The following is a 14080-nucleotide window of genomic DNA, read 5'->3' on the forward strand; positions in this document are numbered from 1 at the left end:
AGTGCGAAGTTACTCAGTTGCGGCGGCTTGGCCGGGGGCAGGCAGCTTGAAGGTAATGGGCAGGCTGGTCAGGATGGCGTAATCGGGCTTGTTGAACTTCAGCAGGCGCACTACCCGGAGGGCCTCTTCCCCGCAGCCACCCCCAATGTTCTTCACCAGCTTAATCCCCGACATGGTACCGTCGGTGTTCAGGGTGAAGCTAACAATACATTGACCCTGAATGCGGTTGCGCCGAGCCATGACGGGGTACTTCAGCTCCTTCTCAATGAAGGCGTACATGGCCTCCTGCCCACCCTGGTAATACTCCGCCACCGGAATGGCCTTGGGAGCATGGGCCGGAGCGGTCTGGGCGGGGGCGTCGGTCGGGGCTGTTGCCTCCGGAACCGGGCCGTCGGTTTTGATTTTTACTTTGGTTTTCTGAGCCACAGCCGCGGTAGAACAAGCCAGCAGGCCGATACCCAGCAGAATGGGTAGTTTTTTCATGAAATTAGCGAAGAAAGACGGGAAATGCCCAGTAGCTGAGCCTGGCCGCAACCAGGCAATTACGGGGCCAATTTACGCATTATCGGCCTCTTGCGCGAGCTGCTCATTCACGTCGGCAATGAACTGCAGAATTTCCTCCCGACCCGTTTTATCCTCCGCTGACGTGATGAAATGGCGGGGTACTTCATCCCAGCTTTGTTGCATGGTTTGCAGGTAGGTTACCACGTTCTGCTGGGTGCGTGAGCCGGATTGTTTGTCGGCCTTCGTAAATACCATCACGAAGGGAATGCCCTCGGCTCCGAGTTGCTCCATAAATTCCAAGTCAACGGCTTGCGGTGGGTGGCGAGAATCTAGCAGCACAAATACGCACGCCAGATTTTCTCTTTTGCGTAAATAATAATTAATCATTCGGCCCCATTTTACCCGCGAATCTTTGCTTACGCGAGCGTATCCGTAACCGGGTAAATCAACCAAATACCAATTATTATTAATAAGAAAGTGATTGATTAATTGCGTCTTGCCCGGTAGAGAAGACGTTTTTGCCAAACCTTTTTGCCCCGTCAGCATATTAATTAGGGAGGACTTGCCCACGTTGGAGCGGCCAATAAAGGCGTACTCTGGGAGCGTAGGGGGCGGACAATCCTCAAGACGAGAATTGCTCATCAGAAATTTTGCTTCCTGGATATTCATATACAAATGGTCAGCAGAAATACAAAGGTAGATATTCAGCGGGTACCGGATGAATTCATAATTTTTTGGAGAAAAACCTTGTAGTTTAAGTAGTCAGACTATATTTGTGCGGTCAGTAGTGACTAGAGGTGAGGTAGGTAATTAGAAATCTTAACCTCTTTTAGCCTTGATTTTCAAGTATTTCAAAGAATTGGATGCGGCTAAGGTCGTATTATAAAATTTCTATCTTTGCCCGCTATTTGTCAAGTACAAAGGCAACATAGCGGGGTAAACCGGCTAGACTGATAGTGGTTAATTCATGTCAGTCGTGCTTTTTTGCCGTGCCTGCCTCAACCCTGAGGCAGGTTTTCAGTATAAGAGGCAACTCTTGAAAAACTGCCTGCACAGCCGGTGTACGGCATTTCTCAATTCCTCCCTTGCAACTCCTTATTTCCCTAAACCCTCCAACAATGGACAATTTAGTCAGAAGGTTATTGAAAGCCTCGTGCGCCTTCGCGCTTACGGCTGCTATGGCCCAGCCTGCCCTGGCTCAAAGCCAAAGCACACGCAAGCAACTGAAGACTGCTAACAAGTTTTTCTCGCAAGAGAACTACCGGGCCTCCATTCCTTACTATGAGCAAGTGTTGGCCAAGGAGCCCAACAATGCGCAGGCTTTGTTCCGGGCGGGTATAGCCTATATGTCGTTCGACAAAGAAAAAGCTAGCGACTACATCTATAAAGCGCAACGGCTAAAGAAGAACGTATCGAAGGATGTAGAGTACTGGCTGGGTCGGGTGGATCACCTGAACTACAACTTTGACGAGGCTATTGCCCACTTCCAAGCGTATAACGCCACGCTGAAGAGCAAGGATACCCGCAAGAAGGAGCTGGCGCAACTCATTCAGCACAGCAAAAATGCCAAGGTGCAATTCAATAGCCCCAAGGATATTTTTGTAAAAAACCTGGGTCCTACTATCAACACTCCGTACTCGGAGCACAGCCCCGTAATTTCTGGCGACGACAAGCTACTGTTGTTCACCTCGCGCGGTGAGAACGTAACAGGAGCTGGCAATGCTGAAGGTAAAAAAGGTGGCAACTTGGCGTCGGACGGTGAGTACTTTGAGGACATCTTCGAAGCCAAGCGGATAGATGAGGAGAACTGGGAAAAGCCTCGTTCCCTGAGCGGCGTTCTAAACGGCAAAGGCCACGATGCTTCCATTCAGGTGTTTGACAATGACACCAAAATGCTCATGTACCGGCAAGATGAAAATGGCGACATTTTCTACACTGAAAAAACCGGTGGTGACTGGACAGCTCCCAAGAAGTTGAACAGCAACGTTAACTCAAAAGCATTTGAATCAGACGCCTTCATTACTCCCGATGGCCTAACCATTTACTTCTCTACCAGCAAGTTCTCTGAGGAAGGGACGCTGGATATTTACTACGCCACCCGCCAGCCTGGTGGCGACTGGGGGCCTGCTAAAACGCTCGGTAACGCCGTAAATACGGTGTACGACGACGACAGCCCCTACCTGAGCAAGGACGGCAAGACGCTGTACTTCTCTTCGCGCGGCCACAACACCATGGGTGGCTACGATATCTTCAAGTCGGATTGGGATTCCGTGGGCAATAAGTGGGGCCGGCCCGAAAACATGGGCTACCCTGTTAATACGCCCGACGATGATACTTACTACCGCTTGAGCCCTGATGGTAGCTACGCCTACTTGTCTTCGTACCGCATTGGTGGCTACGGAGAAAAGGACATCTATACCATCAACTACATTAAGAACGCCATCATTCGGGGTCGAGTGCTGTCATCTCGTGACAGCACGATTATTCCCGGCGTAGAGTTGGTGTTCAGTGGCACCCAGGCTGACAAAACGGCCCTTAGCTACCGCGACGTAACTAAGCCCGAAACCGGCGACTACCAGGTAAACGTGCTGTCGGGCCGTACTTACCAGGTAGCCGTGTCGAAGGATGGGCAAAACATTGAAACGCAGGAGTTTGCTGTTCCGATTTCCACCAACGATTCAACCGTAATCGAGAAAGATTTCTACGTAAACTACGTAGATACCACTCAGCGTAACTTTGCACAGTTCCAGAAGATTTATTTCGACACGGATAAGTACAAACTGCGTCCTGAGTCTATCACGGAGCTGAACAACATCAGCAGCATTTTGAAGGCTAACCCTGGGGTAAACATCTCCATTGAAGGCCACTGCGACTCGCGCAACACGGACGAGTACAACATTGTATTGGGCCAGAATCGTGCTGATGCGGCTTACAACTACCTGAAAAAGTCGGGTGTTGCTGAGACACGCATGGTAACGGTAAGCTACGGTGAGCGTCGTCCGGCCGCGGCCAACGATTCGCCGGAGAATATGCAGCTTAACCGCCGCGTAGAGTTCCGCGTGATTGTAAAAGAAGGTGAAGCGGCTCCACAGCTGACGAATCCTTCGGCTGGTGGTACTGGTCCGGGCACGGGTGCTGGCACTTCTTCGTCCTCTTCTTCCTCAACTACGGGCACAGCTACTTCGGTGCCGCTGCAGCCTGGCAAGAGCAAGGCCAAGTTGCCCGACGGCACTAAGGTGAAAACCAAGGTAGATGAGGACAGCGACAAAGTGAAGGTAAAAACCAAAGGCGCCAACGACGAGAAGAGCAAGACCGTCACTAAAGACGGTACCATCGACTCCAAAGCCAAGGAAGCTGATGGTTCGAAAACCAAAGTGAAGACGGACAACGACTAATCGTCTGTTCTCAGAATGCAAAACGGGTCGGGCTAATAGTCCGACCCGTTTTTTTTCAACATAATGCAGGCGGGCCCGTTGTATTTGGGCAATTTCGCCCCCGTTTCCTCGTTCTTCGCCCTGAGAAGTATGTCCGTAGTACCTTATAAAGATGATGCCGCCGATAAAAAGTCGCAGGTGGCCCAGATGTTCAACAGCATTGCTGGCAAGTACGACTTCCTAAACCACTTTCTGAGTGTGGGCACGGACATCTACTGGCGCCGCAAAGCCGTGGATGAGCTCAAGCAGCTGCGGCCCGCCCGGATTCTGGACATTGCCACCGGCACGGCTGATTTCGCCATCGAAACCCTGCGGGCTGCTACCCCTGATGCCCAGATTACAGGAGTAGACATTTCGGAAGGCATGCTAGAGGTAGGGCGGCGTAAGCTGCAGCAGAAAGGCCTGACCCAGCGGATACAGCTAGAGTTGGGCGATTCGGAAAACCTGCCGTTTCCGGATAACCACTTTGACGCGGTGACGGCGTCCTTTGGGGTGCGCAACTTTGAAAACCTAGAAAAGGGGCTGGCAGAAATGCACCGGGTGCTGCGGCCGGGCGGCAAAATGGTGGTGCTGGAGTTTTCCAAACCCACGGCTTTCCCCATGAAGCAGGCCTACAACTTTTACTTCAAAAACATTTTGCCGGTATTTGGGAAGTTGATTTCCAAGGACCGCGCGGCCTACACCTACCTGCCCGAGTCAGTGCAGGCATTCCCCGATGGCCAGGACTTTCTGGCTATTCTGCGTAAAATCGGCTTTAACTCTCCCGCATGGCAACCCCTTACGTTCGGCATCAGCTCCATTTACACGGCTCAAAAGTAACCCGACTAGCCCTGCTGGCGCTGGCGCTTGGAACGTTGCCTTTCAGTGCCCAAGCCCAACGCAAAAGCCGCAGCTCCGCCAGTCGGGGCAGTAATGGCCAGGTGAAATCCGTAACTGTGGACAACCTACCCGGCTACGACTCCCGCTGGTTGCACTTAGGTATGTACGTGGCGCCTCATTTCTCGCGCTATAAAATAGAACAGGCGGCAGGCTACCCCAGCCAAGGCGCGTCGGCTAACTCCATCATCAGCCCCGGGTTTTCGGTAGGCTTTCTGGGCGACCTGCGGATAGGAGATTATGGAGCTCTGAACTTCTCGCCCGGCGTGAGCTTCCTGACCCGGCGGATTGAATTTAAGAGTTACGGGTACGCACCTACCAGCTCCAACGACCCAGAAGAAATAGAAGACCAGGAAATTGGCAGCACTCAGATTGACCTGCCGGTTCTGTTCAAGCTGAAGTCGCAGCGGCGGCGCAATTCCCGCGTGTATATTATTGGAGGAGTCAAGCCGAGCTTTAACATCGGAAACCGCCGCAAAGACCCCGAGGTAAACCTGCTGCAGGCCCAGCGCAGTGACGTGGCGCTGGAATATGGGGTCGGCATGGACCTGTTTTATCCGTTCTTTAAGTTCTCGCCCGAGCTGCGCTTTTCTCACGGCCTCATGAACCTGTATAAGCCCGGCACCGATGTGTACAGCCGCAGCCTACAAAGCATGAAAAGCAACACGGTAACTTTGTACCTGAACATCTGGTCGGGGCGCTAACATGGATTCACGGATGACGAAAACTGCATTTATCACCGGGGCCTCCTCCGGTATTGGGCGGGCTACGGCCGTGGCCTTGGGCAAAGCAGGCTTCCGGCTGGTGCTAGCGGGGCGCCGCCGCGAGCGGCTAGAGGAACTGGCGCAGGAGCTAGCAGGAGTACCCACGCAGCTGCTAACGTTTGATGTGCGCGACCGAGCGGCGGTAGAAGCCGCCGTGCAACGTTTGCCCGCCGAGTTTCAGGACATTGACGTGCTGATCAACAACGCCGGTAACGCCCACGGGTTGGCACCCATCCAGGAGGGTAGCCCTCAAGACTGGGATGATATGCTGGATGGCAACGTGAAAGGCCTGCTGTACGTGAGCCGGGCCGTATTACCCGCCATGACCCGCCGTAACTCAGGGCATATCATCAACATCGGTTCTATTGCCGGCCATGAGACGTACGCCAACGGCAACGTGTATTGCGCCTCTAAAGCCGCCGTAGCCGCCCTGACCAAAGGTATGCGGCTCGACTTACTGCCTCACCATATTCGGGTGGCAGAGGTGAACCCAGGGGCCGTGGAAACGGAGTTTTCAGAAGTTCGCTTCAAGGGTGATACTGCGCGAGCTGCCGGTGTGTACAAGGGTTTTGAACCGCTACGGGCCGAAGACGTGGCTGACTTGATTCAGTTTATGGTCACAAGGCCAGCCCACGTCAACATTGCGGAAGTTCTGATTCTACCGGCCGCGCAAGCCGCTGCCGCTACCATCCGGAAGGAGGTATAACTAGTTAGCTTTTTACCAACAAAGAAAGGCCGCTTCAGAGAGCGGCCTTTCTTTGTTGGTGGCAGATCAATCAGTGACGAGAAGCCAGTTGAGCCTCGTTTAACTCGGCAAGCACGGCGGCATTCAGCGTATGCTTGCCGGCAAAGCGAAGGATAGTCGGCTCAACGCCGACGTGCCGAAACAAGTGACGCTGCTGCTCCAAGTCTTCCTCCGTAATGAACTCATCCTCGGTGCCGCAAATCAAGGTCACGGGCAAATCCTGCAAGAAGTGGGTGGCCACATCGAAATCCATGTCGGGCGGAAAGGCACCGGCCCACAGTACCAGTTGCACTGGGCGAAACCGGGCCTGAGTTAGCCAGCGGCAAACTGTAGCTGCGCCCTGCGAGAAGCCCAGCACCGTCACGGCTACGTCGGGCGCGGCTTGGGGTAACACTACCTCAACTAATTGGTTGAGGTAGGCCACGTAGTCATTAATTTCCGTGAGCCGGTCTTCGCGGGTCATCCAAGTAGCCCCAATGCGCCCGTTCGTGCCCTGCAAGTAAAAGCGCGAGAGGCCTTCGGGAGCCAGCACTACTAGGTCAGGGGCGGTGGCAGCTAGGGGCGCGAAGTGCCGAATAAAGTAAGCCGCCAACTGCCCGTAGCCGTGCGCCACCACCCACAGGCGCCGGGTAGATGCCGATATTTCGCCGACCTGGTAGTAGCGGGCCGTACGCACAACGGGCAGATGATGCTCCTGAGCAAGCATAAGGGGAAACAGGAAGAAAGTGTGCGGGTCGGTTTTTCCTGCCAGAAGAGCTAAGAATAGGCATGAGGCAAACCGAGCCGCGGGGGCTGGCTAAACAGCAAGCACCCCATTTTGTCCGCTCACTATTTAACGGTGGGCAGGTCGTCGGAGGTGAAGCCGAAGGGTAGTAGATCTGACAGGGAGCTAAACCGGTAGATGCTACCGTTTGGGCCGGGCAGCAGCAACGGAATTGGCTGGTGCTGCCGGTGCTCATACTCGGCCATTACCTGGCGGCAGGCTCCGCAGGAAGTAACGGGCACAAACTCCCCATTGGCGGGCCGGGCGGCCACGGCCATGCCCAGAATGCGGCGCTCAGGTTGGGTGGCCGCTAGGCCAAACAAGGCCGTGCGCTCGGCGCACAAGCCCGAAGGAAAGGCGGCATTTTCTTGATTGGTACCCCGGAAAATAGTGCCATCATCCAGCAGCAAGGCCGTGCCTACGTGAAAATGGGAGTAGGGGGCATAGGCGTGGTCGGTGGCGGCGCGGGCGGCCTGCCAGGTAGCGGCTTCGGCAGAAGTTAGGTCGGCTTCGGAAGCCACTACGTCAACGGTAATGGTCAGGTGGAGAGGGTGGGCCATCGGGGGCAAAGAAAGAACGGCCCGGTGCCGACGCGCGGCCCCGGGGAGTGAAAAGGGGCGGTGAATGTACGAGTTTTTTGCTTGCTGGAGGAAGCCGCCGAAAAAATACCGTAACCCGCAATTCCGCCCCGCTTGCAGGCAGGTAGCCGCTGCCGCGCCGCCCAGCTGACTGCGTCGGTAGCCCACCACCGTGTGCTGACGCGCAAATTTCTAATATTGGCACTTGCTTCCCGGCCTTGATTCGGTAGGCAGCTTCTTGGCCACCCCTTCGCCCACCCATTTCCTACTATGACCCGTATTCTGCTGCTTGGTGCCGGCCGCTCGGCTTCCTCCCTTTTGCAGTACCTGCTGCAGCACGCTCCCCAGCAAAACTGGCAGCTTACGGTGGCCGATATGCAGCCGGCGCATCTGAAGCCCGTGCTGGCGGCTCATGCGGCTTACGCTCAAGCCGTTCCGTTTGGTATGCAGGATGAAACGGGACTGCTGCAGCTGGTGCAGGGTGCCGACATTGTGGTGTCGATGCTGCCAGCCTTGCTTCACGGCCCCGTGGCTAGGGCCTGCGTGCAACTGGGCCGCCACTTGGTAACGGCTAGCTACGTGAGCGAAGAAATCCGCGGCTTGGATGAGCAAGCCCGGGCCGCCGGCATTACCATCCTGATGGAGTGTGGCCTAGACCCCGGCCTAGACCATATGTCGGCCATGCGGCTGCTGGCTGACATTCGGGGGCGCGGTGGGCAACTCACGGCGTTTAACTCTTACTGCGGTGGGCTGCTGGCTCCTAGCGCGGAGGGCGACAATCCGTGGAAGTATAAATTCACCTGGAACCCGCGCAATGTTGTGCTGGCGGGCCAAAGCACGGCTAAATACCTGGAGGCCGGCCGGCTCCGCTTTATCCCGTATCAGCAGCTATTCGCCCGCACCCAAACCATAGTAGTGCCCGGCGTGGGCGAGTTTGAGGGCTACGCCAACCGGGACTCGCTCAGCTACCGGGCGCCGTACGGCCTGCACGACGTGCCAACCATGCTGCGCGGTACCCTGCGTCGTCCCGGTTACTGCGCTGCCTGGCACGCCTTGGTCCGCCTGGGCCTTACCGACGACTCCGTGCACCTGGGCAACCCGGCGGACCTGCCGTGGTCGGAGCTAATCGAAGCCTACTTGCCAACCGCCATGCCCGGCCAGGCGCTGCCTACCCGGGTGGCTGTCTACCTCGGGCTGGCGCCGGAAGGACCGGAAATGCAGCATCTGGCCTGGCTGGAGCTGTTCACGGCCCGGCCCGTGGGCCTACCCGATGCTACCCCGGCCCAGCTGCTGGAGCAGCTGCTAACGGAAAAGTGGGCCTTACAACCCACCGACCACGACATGATTGTCATGCAGCACCTACTGGAGTTTACGCTGGATGGCCAAGCCCACGTTGCTACCTCCTCGCTGGTGGTAGTAGGCGATGATACCGTGCACACGGCCATGGCCAAAACCGTTGGGCTGCCGGTGGCTATGGCCGTGCGGCGCCTGGCCCAGGGCCAGCTTACCCAGCGGGGCGTAATCATTCCTACGCTACCGGAGTTGTACGAACCTATTTTGGCGGAACTGGCTCAGGACTACGGCATTCAGTTCATGGAAGAGGAACAGGCGCTACCCCAGCAGCAACTCATCAGCTAAAGTCATCTCACCCGTTTGAAATAGGATGGCTGCCGGCAGCGTTGCAGAGTGCGTGCGTAACTACCTCTTACTGCGGGTCCGGGTGCTAGGTCGACTGCTGCGCGAGTTGGGCTGGTGGCGTCTCCTAGTGCTGGGGGCCTTGCTGACGCTGGCGGGGGCACGGGCGCTGGTAGTAGCCGCTAGTAGCCCGTCCCTGGCCTGGCTGGTGCCGCTGGGGGTAGCGGGGCTACTATTGGGCTTGCACCGCCCGCGCCCCGACCTGACGTTTCTGCAGCTCGCGGCCCCTCAGTTCCGGCACTGGCTAGCTGTCGAATATGCTTCACTGAGCTTGCTGCCTACGTTATTTCTGCTGGCCTGGGGCCGTTGGGGGCCTGCTGTGCTTACCGTGGCCCTAGCCGCCGCCGTAGCGCTAGTTCCGGCCGCCACTGCCCGCGCCAGCCGGACCCGTTGGCCCAGCTTGTTTCGGAGTAGCTCCTTTGAGTGGGTGAGCGGTAGCCGCCGCCCAGGCCTAGGACTGGCGTGGCTGGGGCTGCTGGCTGGGGCGGCCGCTACCCGGCACACCGCCACCGGCCCCGCCTTGGCAGTAGTAGGCTGGCTTTTGCTACTTCTGAATATTTACGGTCCGGCGGAACCCCAGGCTTGGCTGCTGCCCGTGTTGCGTACCCCTAGCCAGTGGCTCCGAAACCGGGTAGGGTGGGGGCTGCTGTATTTCGGGCTGACGGTGGCGCCGCTAGTTGGTATTATGGCCCAGGGCCCGGCGGGGGGAGGGGGTAGCGCCGGCCTGCTGCTCTGGTGTGGGCTCGTTGTTACCATGATAATTCTGGCCAAATACGCCTTTTACCCCCACGCCACCCTGGCCCGCCTCACCCAGGCTGGGGCCGTAGTGGTAGGCTTTTCTATCCTCGGCAGCAACCCCGCCTACCTGGCCCTGCTGGCCGCCTGCTTTGTGGGCCTGCTGCTAAAAAGTCACCGCCGATTAGCTCCTTATCAGTATGATTGAAATTCGTGGCTTGCGCAAAAGCTTCGGCGAGCAGCTTGTCCTGCAGCACATCGATCTGACCTTGCCGCCTGGTAGGTTGCACGGCCTGGTGGGGGCCAACGGCGCCGGCAAAACTACCCTGCTGCACTGCCTCTACGGGCTGCACCCTGACTACTCCGGTACTATCCGCGAAACTACCGGCTTATCCATCCGCCAGCACACGGGGCTGTTACCCTATGGACCGTACTTCTACCCGCGCATTACCGGCCGCGAGTACGTGGAGTTTTGCTTGCAGGCCCGGGGCCGTGCCGTGCCGGATCTGGCAGCCTGGAACTACCTCTTGGAGTTGCCCTTGGACCAATACGCCGAGGAATACTCGGCCGGCATGAAAAAGAAGCTGGCCCTGTTGGCTTTGCTGGTGCAGAACTTCCGCTACCTCATCCTCGATGAGCCCTTTAATGGCCTTGACCTAAGTACGAATTTGCTGGTAATGGAGCTGCTGCGGCGCCTGCGCGACCAGGGAGTGGGCATCCTGCTAACCTCGCACCTGCTGGGCTCCCTCACCGAGCTATGCGACGAAATAACAGTGCTGGCCGCCGGGCAGGTGCTCCGCCACTACCCGGCCGCCGAGTTCGTGCACCTGCGCACCGATCTGCTCGACCGTCTGCACCAGCAAAAGCTGGCCCACTTGCGGGAGCTGCTGCCAGCGTAGCCCAGTTGCTGCCGGCTCTACAAGGCCAGGTAAAACGGGGCCAGTAACTGCTGAAACGGACGCGAGTAAACGGCGTCATCATTCTCGTGGAGTAGCAGTTGCTGTTCCTGCACCTGACCTGGCTGGCCCCCGAAACTGCTGATGTGACGCAACGCCTTGCTACCCGGCCGGTGATGCAGGACCAGCCGGCTAATGAGGTGCAGCCCGGCCCTGGCCGCGTCCAGCTCAAAATGCTGCATTTCGGGTGGGGGTAGCAGCACGGTAAGCTGGCCGGCCGGCGTTAGGTAGGCGGCAGCAAACGCGGCCAGCTCGGGAAAAGTCAGGGAGTCAGCGGCGGTGTGGCGGGCTGTGGTGCGGCCGGCATTTGGGGAGCGGAGCGAGTTGCGGAAAAACGGCGGGTTGCAGAGAATGTGGTCGAAGCGTGCTGGGCTAGTGGCCGCAAACCCGGCCAGGGGCTGCGCGTGCACTACCAGCCGGCTAGCCCAGGGGCTGGCCTTGAAGTTAGCCGCCGCCTGGGTTGCAGCGGCCGCATCCAATTCTACTGCTTCCACCAAAGCGGTGGGGTTGCGCTGCGCGACCATGAGGGCCAGCAGGCCGGTGCCAGTGCCTACGTCCAGAATGCGGCCCGCACCTTCCACGGCCGCTACGGCGCCCAGCACGCAAGCATCAGTGCTGACCTTCATGGCGCACGCACCCTGCTCTACCCGAAACTGCTTGAACTGAAAGTAGGCGTTGGGCATGCTACCCGCGCTTGGCCTCAATCAGTTCGTAGCCCTCATCCGTGAGCAAGGGGCCTTTAGTGGCGCTCCACACGGCTAACTGGTCGCACCGCTCATTTTCGGGGTGGCCGTTGTGGCCGCGCACCCACCGGAACTGCACGCTGCGCTGCTTGTATATTTTGAGAAAGCGTCGCCAGAGGTCTTCGTTGGCTTTCTTGCCAAAGTCCGGCTTGGCGGCCCAGCCAAACACCCACTTTTTCTCCACGGCATCTACCACGTAGCGCGAGTCCGTGACGACGGTAATGGGCAGCTCGGGGCGGGTAATGGCTTCCAGGCCCACAATGACGGCTAGCAGCTCCATGCGGTTGTTGGTGGTGAGGCGGAAGCCCTGGGTTAGCTCTTTTTCGTGCTGACCAAAGCGCAGAATAGCCCCGTAGCCGCCCGGCCCAGGGTTGCCCCGCGAGGAGCCATCGGTGAATAGGTGAATCATACGGTCTGGGGTCTTAGGAGCTTGGGGTATTAGGGGCTTGGATGAGGTTCTAAACCAGAATATGTATTCAGAACATCCTCCAAACCCTAATATTCCAAGCTCCCAAAGCCCTAAAAATTACTTTTAAACAGCTTGATGGCAATAGCCAACAGAATCACGCCAAACACACGGCGCAGAATGTCCTCACCGGCTTTGCCCAACTTGCGCTCAATCCAGGCCGAGCTTTTCAGTACCAGGTACACGAACACCAGGTTTACCAGCACGCCAGCCAGCACGTTGGGTAGCTGGTAGGCGGCGCGCAAAGACAGCAGCGTGGTCATGGTGCCGGCGCCCACAATCAGCGGAAACGCCAGCGGCACGATGGAGCCCGTGGCGCTGAGCGGATTGTGCTTGAACAGCTCCACTCCCAGAATCATCTCCATGCCAATCAGGAAGATGATGATGGCGCCCGCCAGGGCAAACGACTGGAAGTCAACCCCAAACAACGACAGGATGCTCTGGCCCAGAAACAGGAAGGCAATCATCAGGACCCCGGCCACGAGCGTGGCCTTTTCCGAGTGAATCTTGCCCTCACGCTGCCGAATCTGGATAATAATGGGGATGGAACCCAAAATATCAATGATGGCAAAAAGCGTCAGCGTAACCGACGCAATTTCCTTTAAGCTGAACATAGGGAAAGGTGAAGTTGTGAAGGGCGAAATTGCAAAAACCGGCTAGTGTGCGTCAGAGCGCAACTTCACCCTTCACAACTTCGCCGGTGCCTTACGCAAACTCCCGGGCGAAAAACTGCACCAGCTGCTCAAAAGCCGCGTCGGGAATGGCCGGGAAATTGGCAATGCGCAGGCTGGTAGGCTTCCAGGTGCCGTAGCCGCTGCCCAGCTGCAGGCCCTGGGCCAGGGCCCGGCGCTTTACTTCCTCAATCAGGGCCGGGGGGCCTTGCAAACCAATAACGGTAGTAGAACGGGCCTCGGGATTGGTAATTAGGGGCGAGAGTTGGGTAGCCTGGTCGAAGTAATCGTAGAGCTTGTTGGCCCGGTCCTGCAGGTGCTGGTGCACCGCCTTGATGGCGGGCCGGTCGGCGAGGGTGCGGCTCAAGAGGTAGATATCCAGCACGTTGGGCGTGTGGGTGGTCTGGTAGTTGAGCATCTTCTCGTACTGGGCCATGAGCGAGTTGTAGTGGCGGCGCTCATTGATTTTGCGCACCCGCTCGATGGCCCGCGGCGAAAGCAGCATAACGGACAAACCCGCCGGCAAGCCAAAGCACTTCTGCACCGAGGCGTACCAGATATCGGCCTTGATGTACTTGAGCTGAATGCCGGCCAGCGAGGAGGTAGCATCCACGGCCAGCAGGGCGTTGCCGGGCAGGCGGTTGTACATGTTCAGTACTACCCCGTCGCGCAGCTGGGTAGCGTTGCTGGTTTCGTTCTGGGTGATGCAGACCAGGTCCGTCTTCTCGTCGAGGCCGGGCAGGTTGTAGACATCGGGCACCTCATCAACGCCGAACTTCAGGCCCACCGACTCGGGTCGCAGCTCTTTGGCGTAGTCAAACCACTTCTCCCCGAAGGCCCCGTTGTAGAGGTGGAAGCTCTTGGTAGGCGTTAGGCTTTGGGCCAGCACCTCCCAGCACTCCGTGGCCGAGCTCATGAAAAATACCGTGTAGTCTTGCGGGATGTTAAGCTTGTTTTTCAGCTCCTGCACGGTTTGGCGCATGAGCTGCACAAACCGCTCGCCCCGGTGTTGGGCCGACAGCCAGCCTTCGTCAAAAGCATCCTGGAGGTACTGGCGCACCTGCGGGTACACTTGCGAAGGGCCGGGATTGAATGTATACATAGGAAGGAAAGGCTAAGGAAATGGAAAGGCAAAGGACGGGGAAATGGG

Annotated in this window: 15 protein-coding genes; 7 read left to right on the top strand and 8 right to left on the bottom strand. The window is 57.5% G+C overall.

The features are described 5' to 3' along the window. Nucleotides 1-9: 9 nt before the first annotated feature. Both MWH26_RS07220 and yihA read right to left on the bottom strand, forming a co-directional pair. Nucleotides 10-483, bottom strand: a complete 474-nt coding sequence (locus tag MWH26_RS07220; RefSeq protein WP_247976672.1) for an energy transducer TonB — start codon at nucleotides 481-483, stop codon at nucleotides 10-12. Between the two features lie 72 nt (nucleotides 484-555). Next, a complete protein-coding gene (yihA, locus tag MWH26_RS07225; RefSeq protein ID WP_247976673.1) occupies nucleotides 556-1173 on the bottom strand; it encodes a ribosome biogenesis GTP-binding protein YihA/YsxC in 618 nt (205 codons plus the stop codon). A 509-nt stretch (nucleotides 1174-1682) separates the two neighbouring features. Between yihA and MWH26_RS07230 the strand changes: the two genes are divergently transcribed. The 4 genes from MWH26_RS07230 (at nucleotide 1683) to MWH26_RS07245 (ending at nucleotide 6284) form a co-directional block, all read left to right on the top strand. Further along, nucleotides 1683-3899, top strand: a complete 2217-nt coding sequence (locus tag MWH26_RS07230; RefSeq protein ID WP_247976674.1) for an OmpA family protein — start codon at nucleotides 1683-1685, stop codon at nucleotides 3897-3899. A gap of 129 nt (nucleotides 3900-4028) precedes the next feature. Beyond that, nucleotides 4029-4757 carry a bifunctional demethylmenaquinone methyltransferase/2-methoxy-6-polyprenyl-1,4-benzoquinol methylase UbiE gene (ubiE, locus tag MWH26_RS07235; protein ID WP_247976675.1) on the top strand — a complete coding sequence of 243 codons (729 nt, stop codon included), beginning with the start codon at nucleotides 4029-4031 and terminating at the stop codon, nucleotides 4755-4757. After that, nucleotides 4706-5518 carry a type IX secretion/gliding motility protein PorT/SprT gene (gene porT / locus MWH26_RS07240; RefSeq protein ID WP_247976676.1) on the top strand — a complete coding sequence of 271 codons (813 nt, stop codon included), beginning with the start codon at nucleotides 4706-4708 and terminating at the stop codon, nucleotides 5516-5518. The genes ubiE and porT overlap by 52 nt, the downstream gene beginning before the upstream one ends. Nucleotides 5519-5531: 13 nt before the next feature. Next, nucleotides 5532-6284, top strand: coding sequence for an SDR family NAD(P)-dependent oxidoreductase (locus tag MWH26_RS07245; RefSeq protein ID WP_244695932.1), 753 nt, complete (start codon nucleotides 5532-5534; stop codon nucleotides 6282-6284). A gap of 70 nt (nucleotides 6285-6354) precedes the next feature. On the opposite strand, the gene MWH26_RS07250 is transcribed toward MWH26_RS07245, so the two are convergent. After that, the gene (locus MWH26_RS07250; protein WP_244695933.1) at nucleotides 6355-7029 is read right to left on the bottom strand and encodes an alpha/beta hydrolase; all 675 of its coding nucleotides are present in this window, start codon (nucleotides 7027-7029) and stop codon (nucleotides 6355-6357) included. 122 nt (nucleotides 7030-7151) lie between these two features. Further along, nucleotides 7152-7646 (bottom strand): cytidine deaminase, encoded by a 495-nt coding sequence (locus MWH26_RS07255; RefSeq protein ID WP_244695934.1) that lies wholly within the window; start codon nucleotides 7644-7646, stop codon nucleotides 7152-7154. 288 nt (nucleotides 7647-7934) lie between these two features. Between MWH26_RS07255 and MWH26_RS07260 the strand changes: the two genes are divergently transcribed. From MWH26_RS07260 to MWH26_RS07270, 3 genes are read left to right on the top strand one after another with little or no spacing between them, the layout of a single operon-like run. Further along, nucleotides 7935-9302, top strand: a complete 1368-nt coding sequence (locus MWH26_RS07260) for a saccharopine dehydrogenase C-terminal domain-containing protein (protein ID WP_247976677.1) — start codon at nucleotides 7935-7937, stop codon at nucleotides 9300-9302. 52 nt (nucleotides 9303-9354) lie between these two features. Beyond that, nucleotides 9355-10302 (top strand): hypothetical protein, encoded by a 948-nt coding sequence (locus MWH26_RS07265; RefSeq protein WP_247976678.1) that lies wholly within the window; start codon nucleotides 9355-9357, stop codon nucleotides 10300-10302. Continuing rightward, nucleotides 10295-10993, top strand: coding sequence for an ATP-binding cassette domain-containing protein (locus MWH26_RS07270; RefSeq protein WP_247976679.1), 699 nt, complete (start codon nucleotides 10295-10297; stop codon nucleotides 10991-10993). Before MWH26_RS07265 ends, MWH26_RS07270 begins: the two co-directional genes overlap by 8 nt. A 17-nt stretch (nucleotides 10994-11010) precedes the next feature. On the opposite strand, the gene MWH26_RS07275 is transcribed toward MWH26_RS07270, so the two are convergent. The 4 genes from MWH26_RS07275 to MWH26_RS07290 form a co-directional block, all read right to left on the bottom strand. Continuing rightward, complete coding sequence (locus MWH26_RS07275; RefSeq protein WP_247976680.1) at nucleotides 11011-11733, bottom strand: tRNA1(Val) (adenine(37)-N6)-methyltransferase; 723 nt, start codon at nucleotides 11731-11733, stop codon at nucleotides 11011-11013. 1 nt (nucleotide 11734) lies between these two features. Continuing rightward, nucleotides 11735-12202, bottom strand: a complete 468-nt coding sequence (gene rnhA / locus MWH26_RS07280) for a ribonuclease HI (RefSeq protein ID WP_247976681.1) — start codon at nucleotides 12200-12202, stop codon at nucleotides 11735-11737. Nucleotides 12203-12312: 110 nt separating this feature from the next. Next, the gene (locus tag MWH26_RS07285; RefSeq protein ID WP_244695940.1) at nucleotides 12313-12873 is read right to left on the bottom strand and encodes a MarC family protein; all 561 of its coding nucleotides are present in this window, start codon (nucleotides 12871-12873) and stop codon (nucleotides 12313-12315) included. A 91-nt stretch (nucleotides 12874-12964) separates the two neighbouring features. Then, entirely contained in the window at nucleotides 12965-14032 is a 1068-nt protein-coding gene (locus MWH26_RS07290; protein ID WP_247976682.1) for an aminotransferase class V-fold PLP-dependent enzyme, read from the bottom strand. Nucleotides 14033-14080: the final 48 nt, after the last annotated feature.

Source organism: Hymenobacter sublimis (assembly GCF_023101345.1).
GTDB classification, from domain to species: domain Bacteria; phylum Bacteroidota; class Bacteroidia; order Cytophagales; family Hymenobacteraceae; genus Hymenobacter; species Hymenobacter sublimis.

Coding starts and splice junctions, on each gene's coding strand:
- MWH26_RS07220 (WP_247976672.1), bottom strand. CDS start 483: ATGAAAAAACTACCCATTCTGCTGGGTATCGGCCTGCTGGCTTGTTCT.
- yihA (WP_247976673.1), bottom strand. CDS start 1,173: ATGAATATCCAGGAAGCAAAATTTCTGATGAGCAATTCTCGTCTTGAG.
- MWH26_RS07230 (WP_247976674.1), top strand. CDS start 1,683: ATGGCCCAGCCTGCCCTGGCTCAAAGCCAAAGCACACGCAAGCAACTG.
- ubiE (WP_247976675.1), top strand. CDS start 4,029: ATGTCCGTAGTACCTTATAAAGATGATGCCGCCGATAAAAAGTCGCAG.
- porT (WP_247976676.1), top strand. CDS start 4,706: ATGGCAACCCCTTACGTTCGGCATCAGCTCCATTTACACGGCTCAAAA.
- MWH26_RS07245 (WP_244695932.1), top strand. CDS start 5,532: ATGACGAAAACTGCATTTATCACCGGGGCCTCCTCCGGTATTGGGCGG.
- MWH26_RS07250 (WP_244695933.1), bottom strand. CDS start 7,029: ATGCTTGCTCAGGAGCATCATCTGCCCGTTGTGCGTACGGCCCGCTAC.
- MWH26_RS07255 (WP_244695934.1), bottom strand. CDS start 7,646: ATGGCCCACCCTCTCCACCTGACCATTACCGTTGACGTAGTGGCTTCC.
- MWH26_RS07260 (WP_247976677.1), top strand. CDS start 7,935: ATGACCCGTATTCTGCTGCTTGGTGCCGGCCGCTCGGCTTCCTCCCTT.
- MWH26_RS07270 (WP_247976679.1), top strand. CDS start 10,295: ATGATTGAAATTCGTGGCTTGCGCAAAAGCTTCGGCGAGCAGCTTGTC.
- MWH26_RS07275 (WP_247976680.1), bottom strand. CDS start 11,733: ATGCCCAACGCCTACTTTCAGTTCAAGCAGTTTCGGGTAGAGCAGGGT.
- rnhA (WP_247976681.1), bottom strand. CDS start 12,202: ATGATTCACCTATTCACCGATGGCTCCTCGCGGGGCAACCCTGGGCCG.
- MWH26_RS07285 (WP_244695940.1), bottom strand. CDS start 12,873: ATGTTCAGCTTAAAGGAAATTGCGTCGGTTACGCTGACGCTTTTTGCC.
- MWH26_RS07290 (WP_247976682.1), bottom strand. CDS start 14,032: ATGTATACATTCAATCCCGGCCCTTCGCAAGTGTACCCGCAGGTGCGC.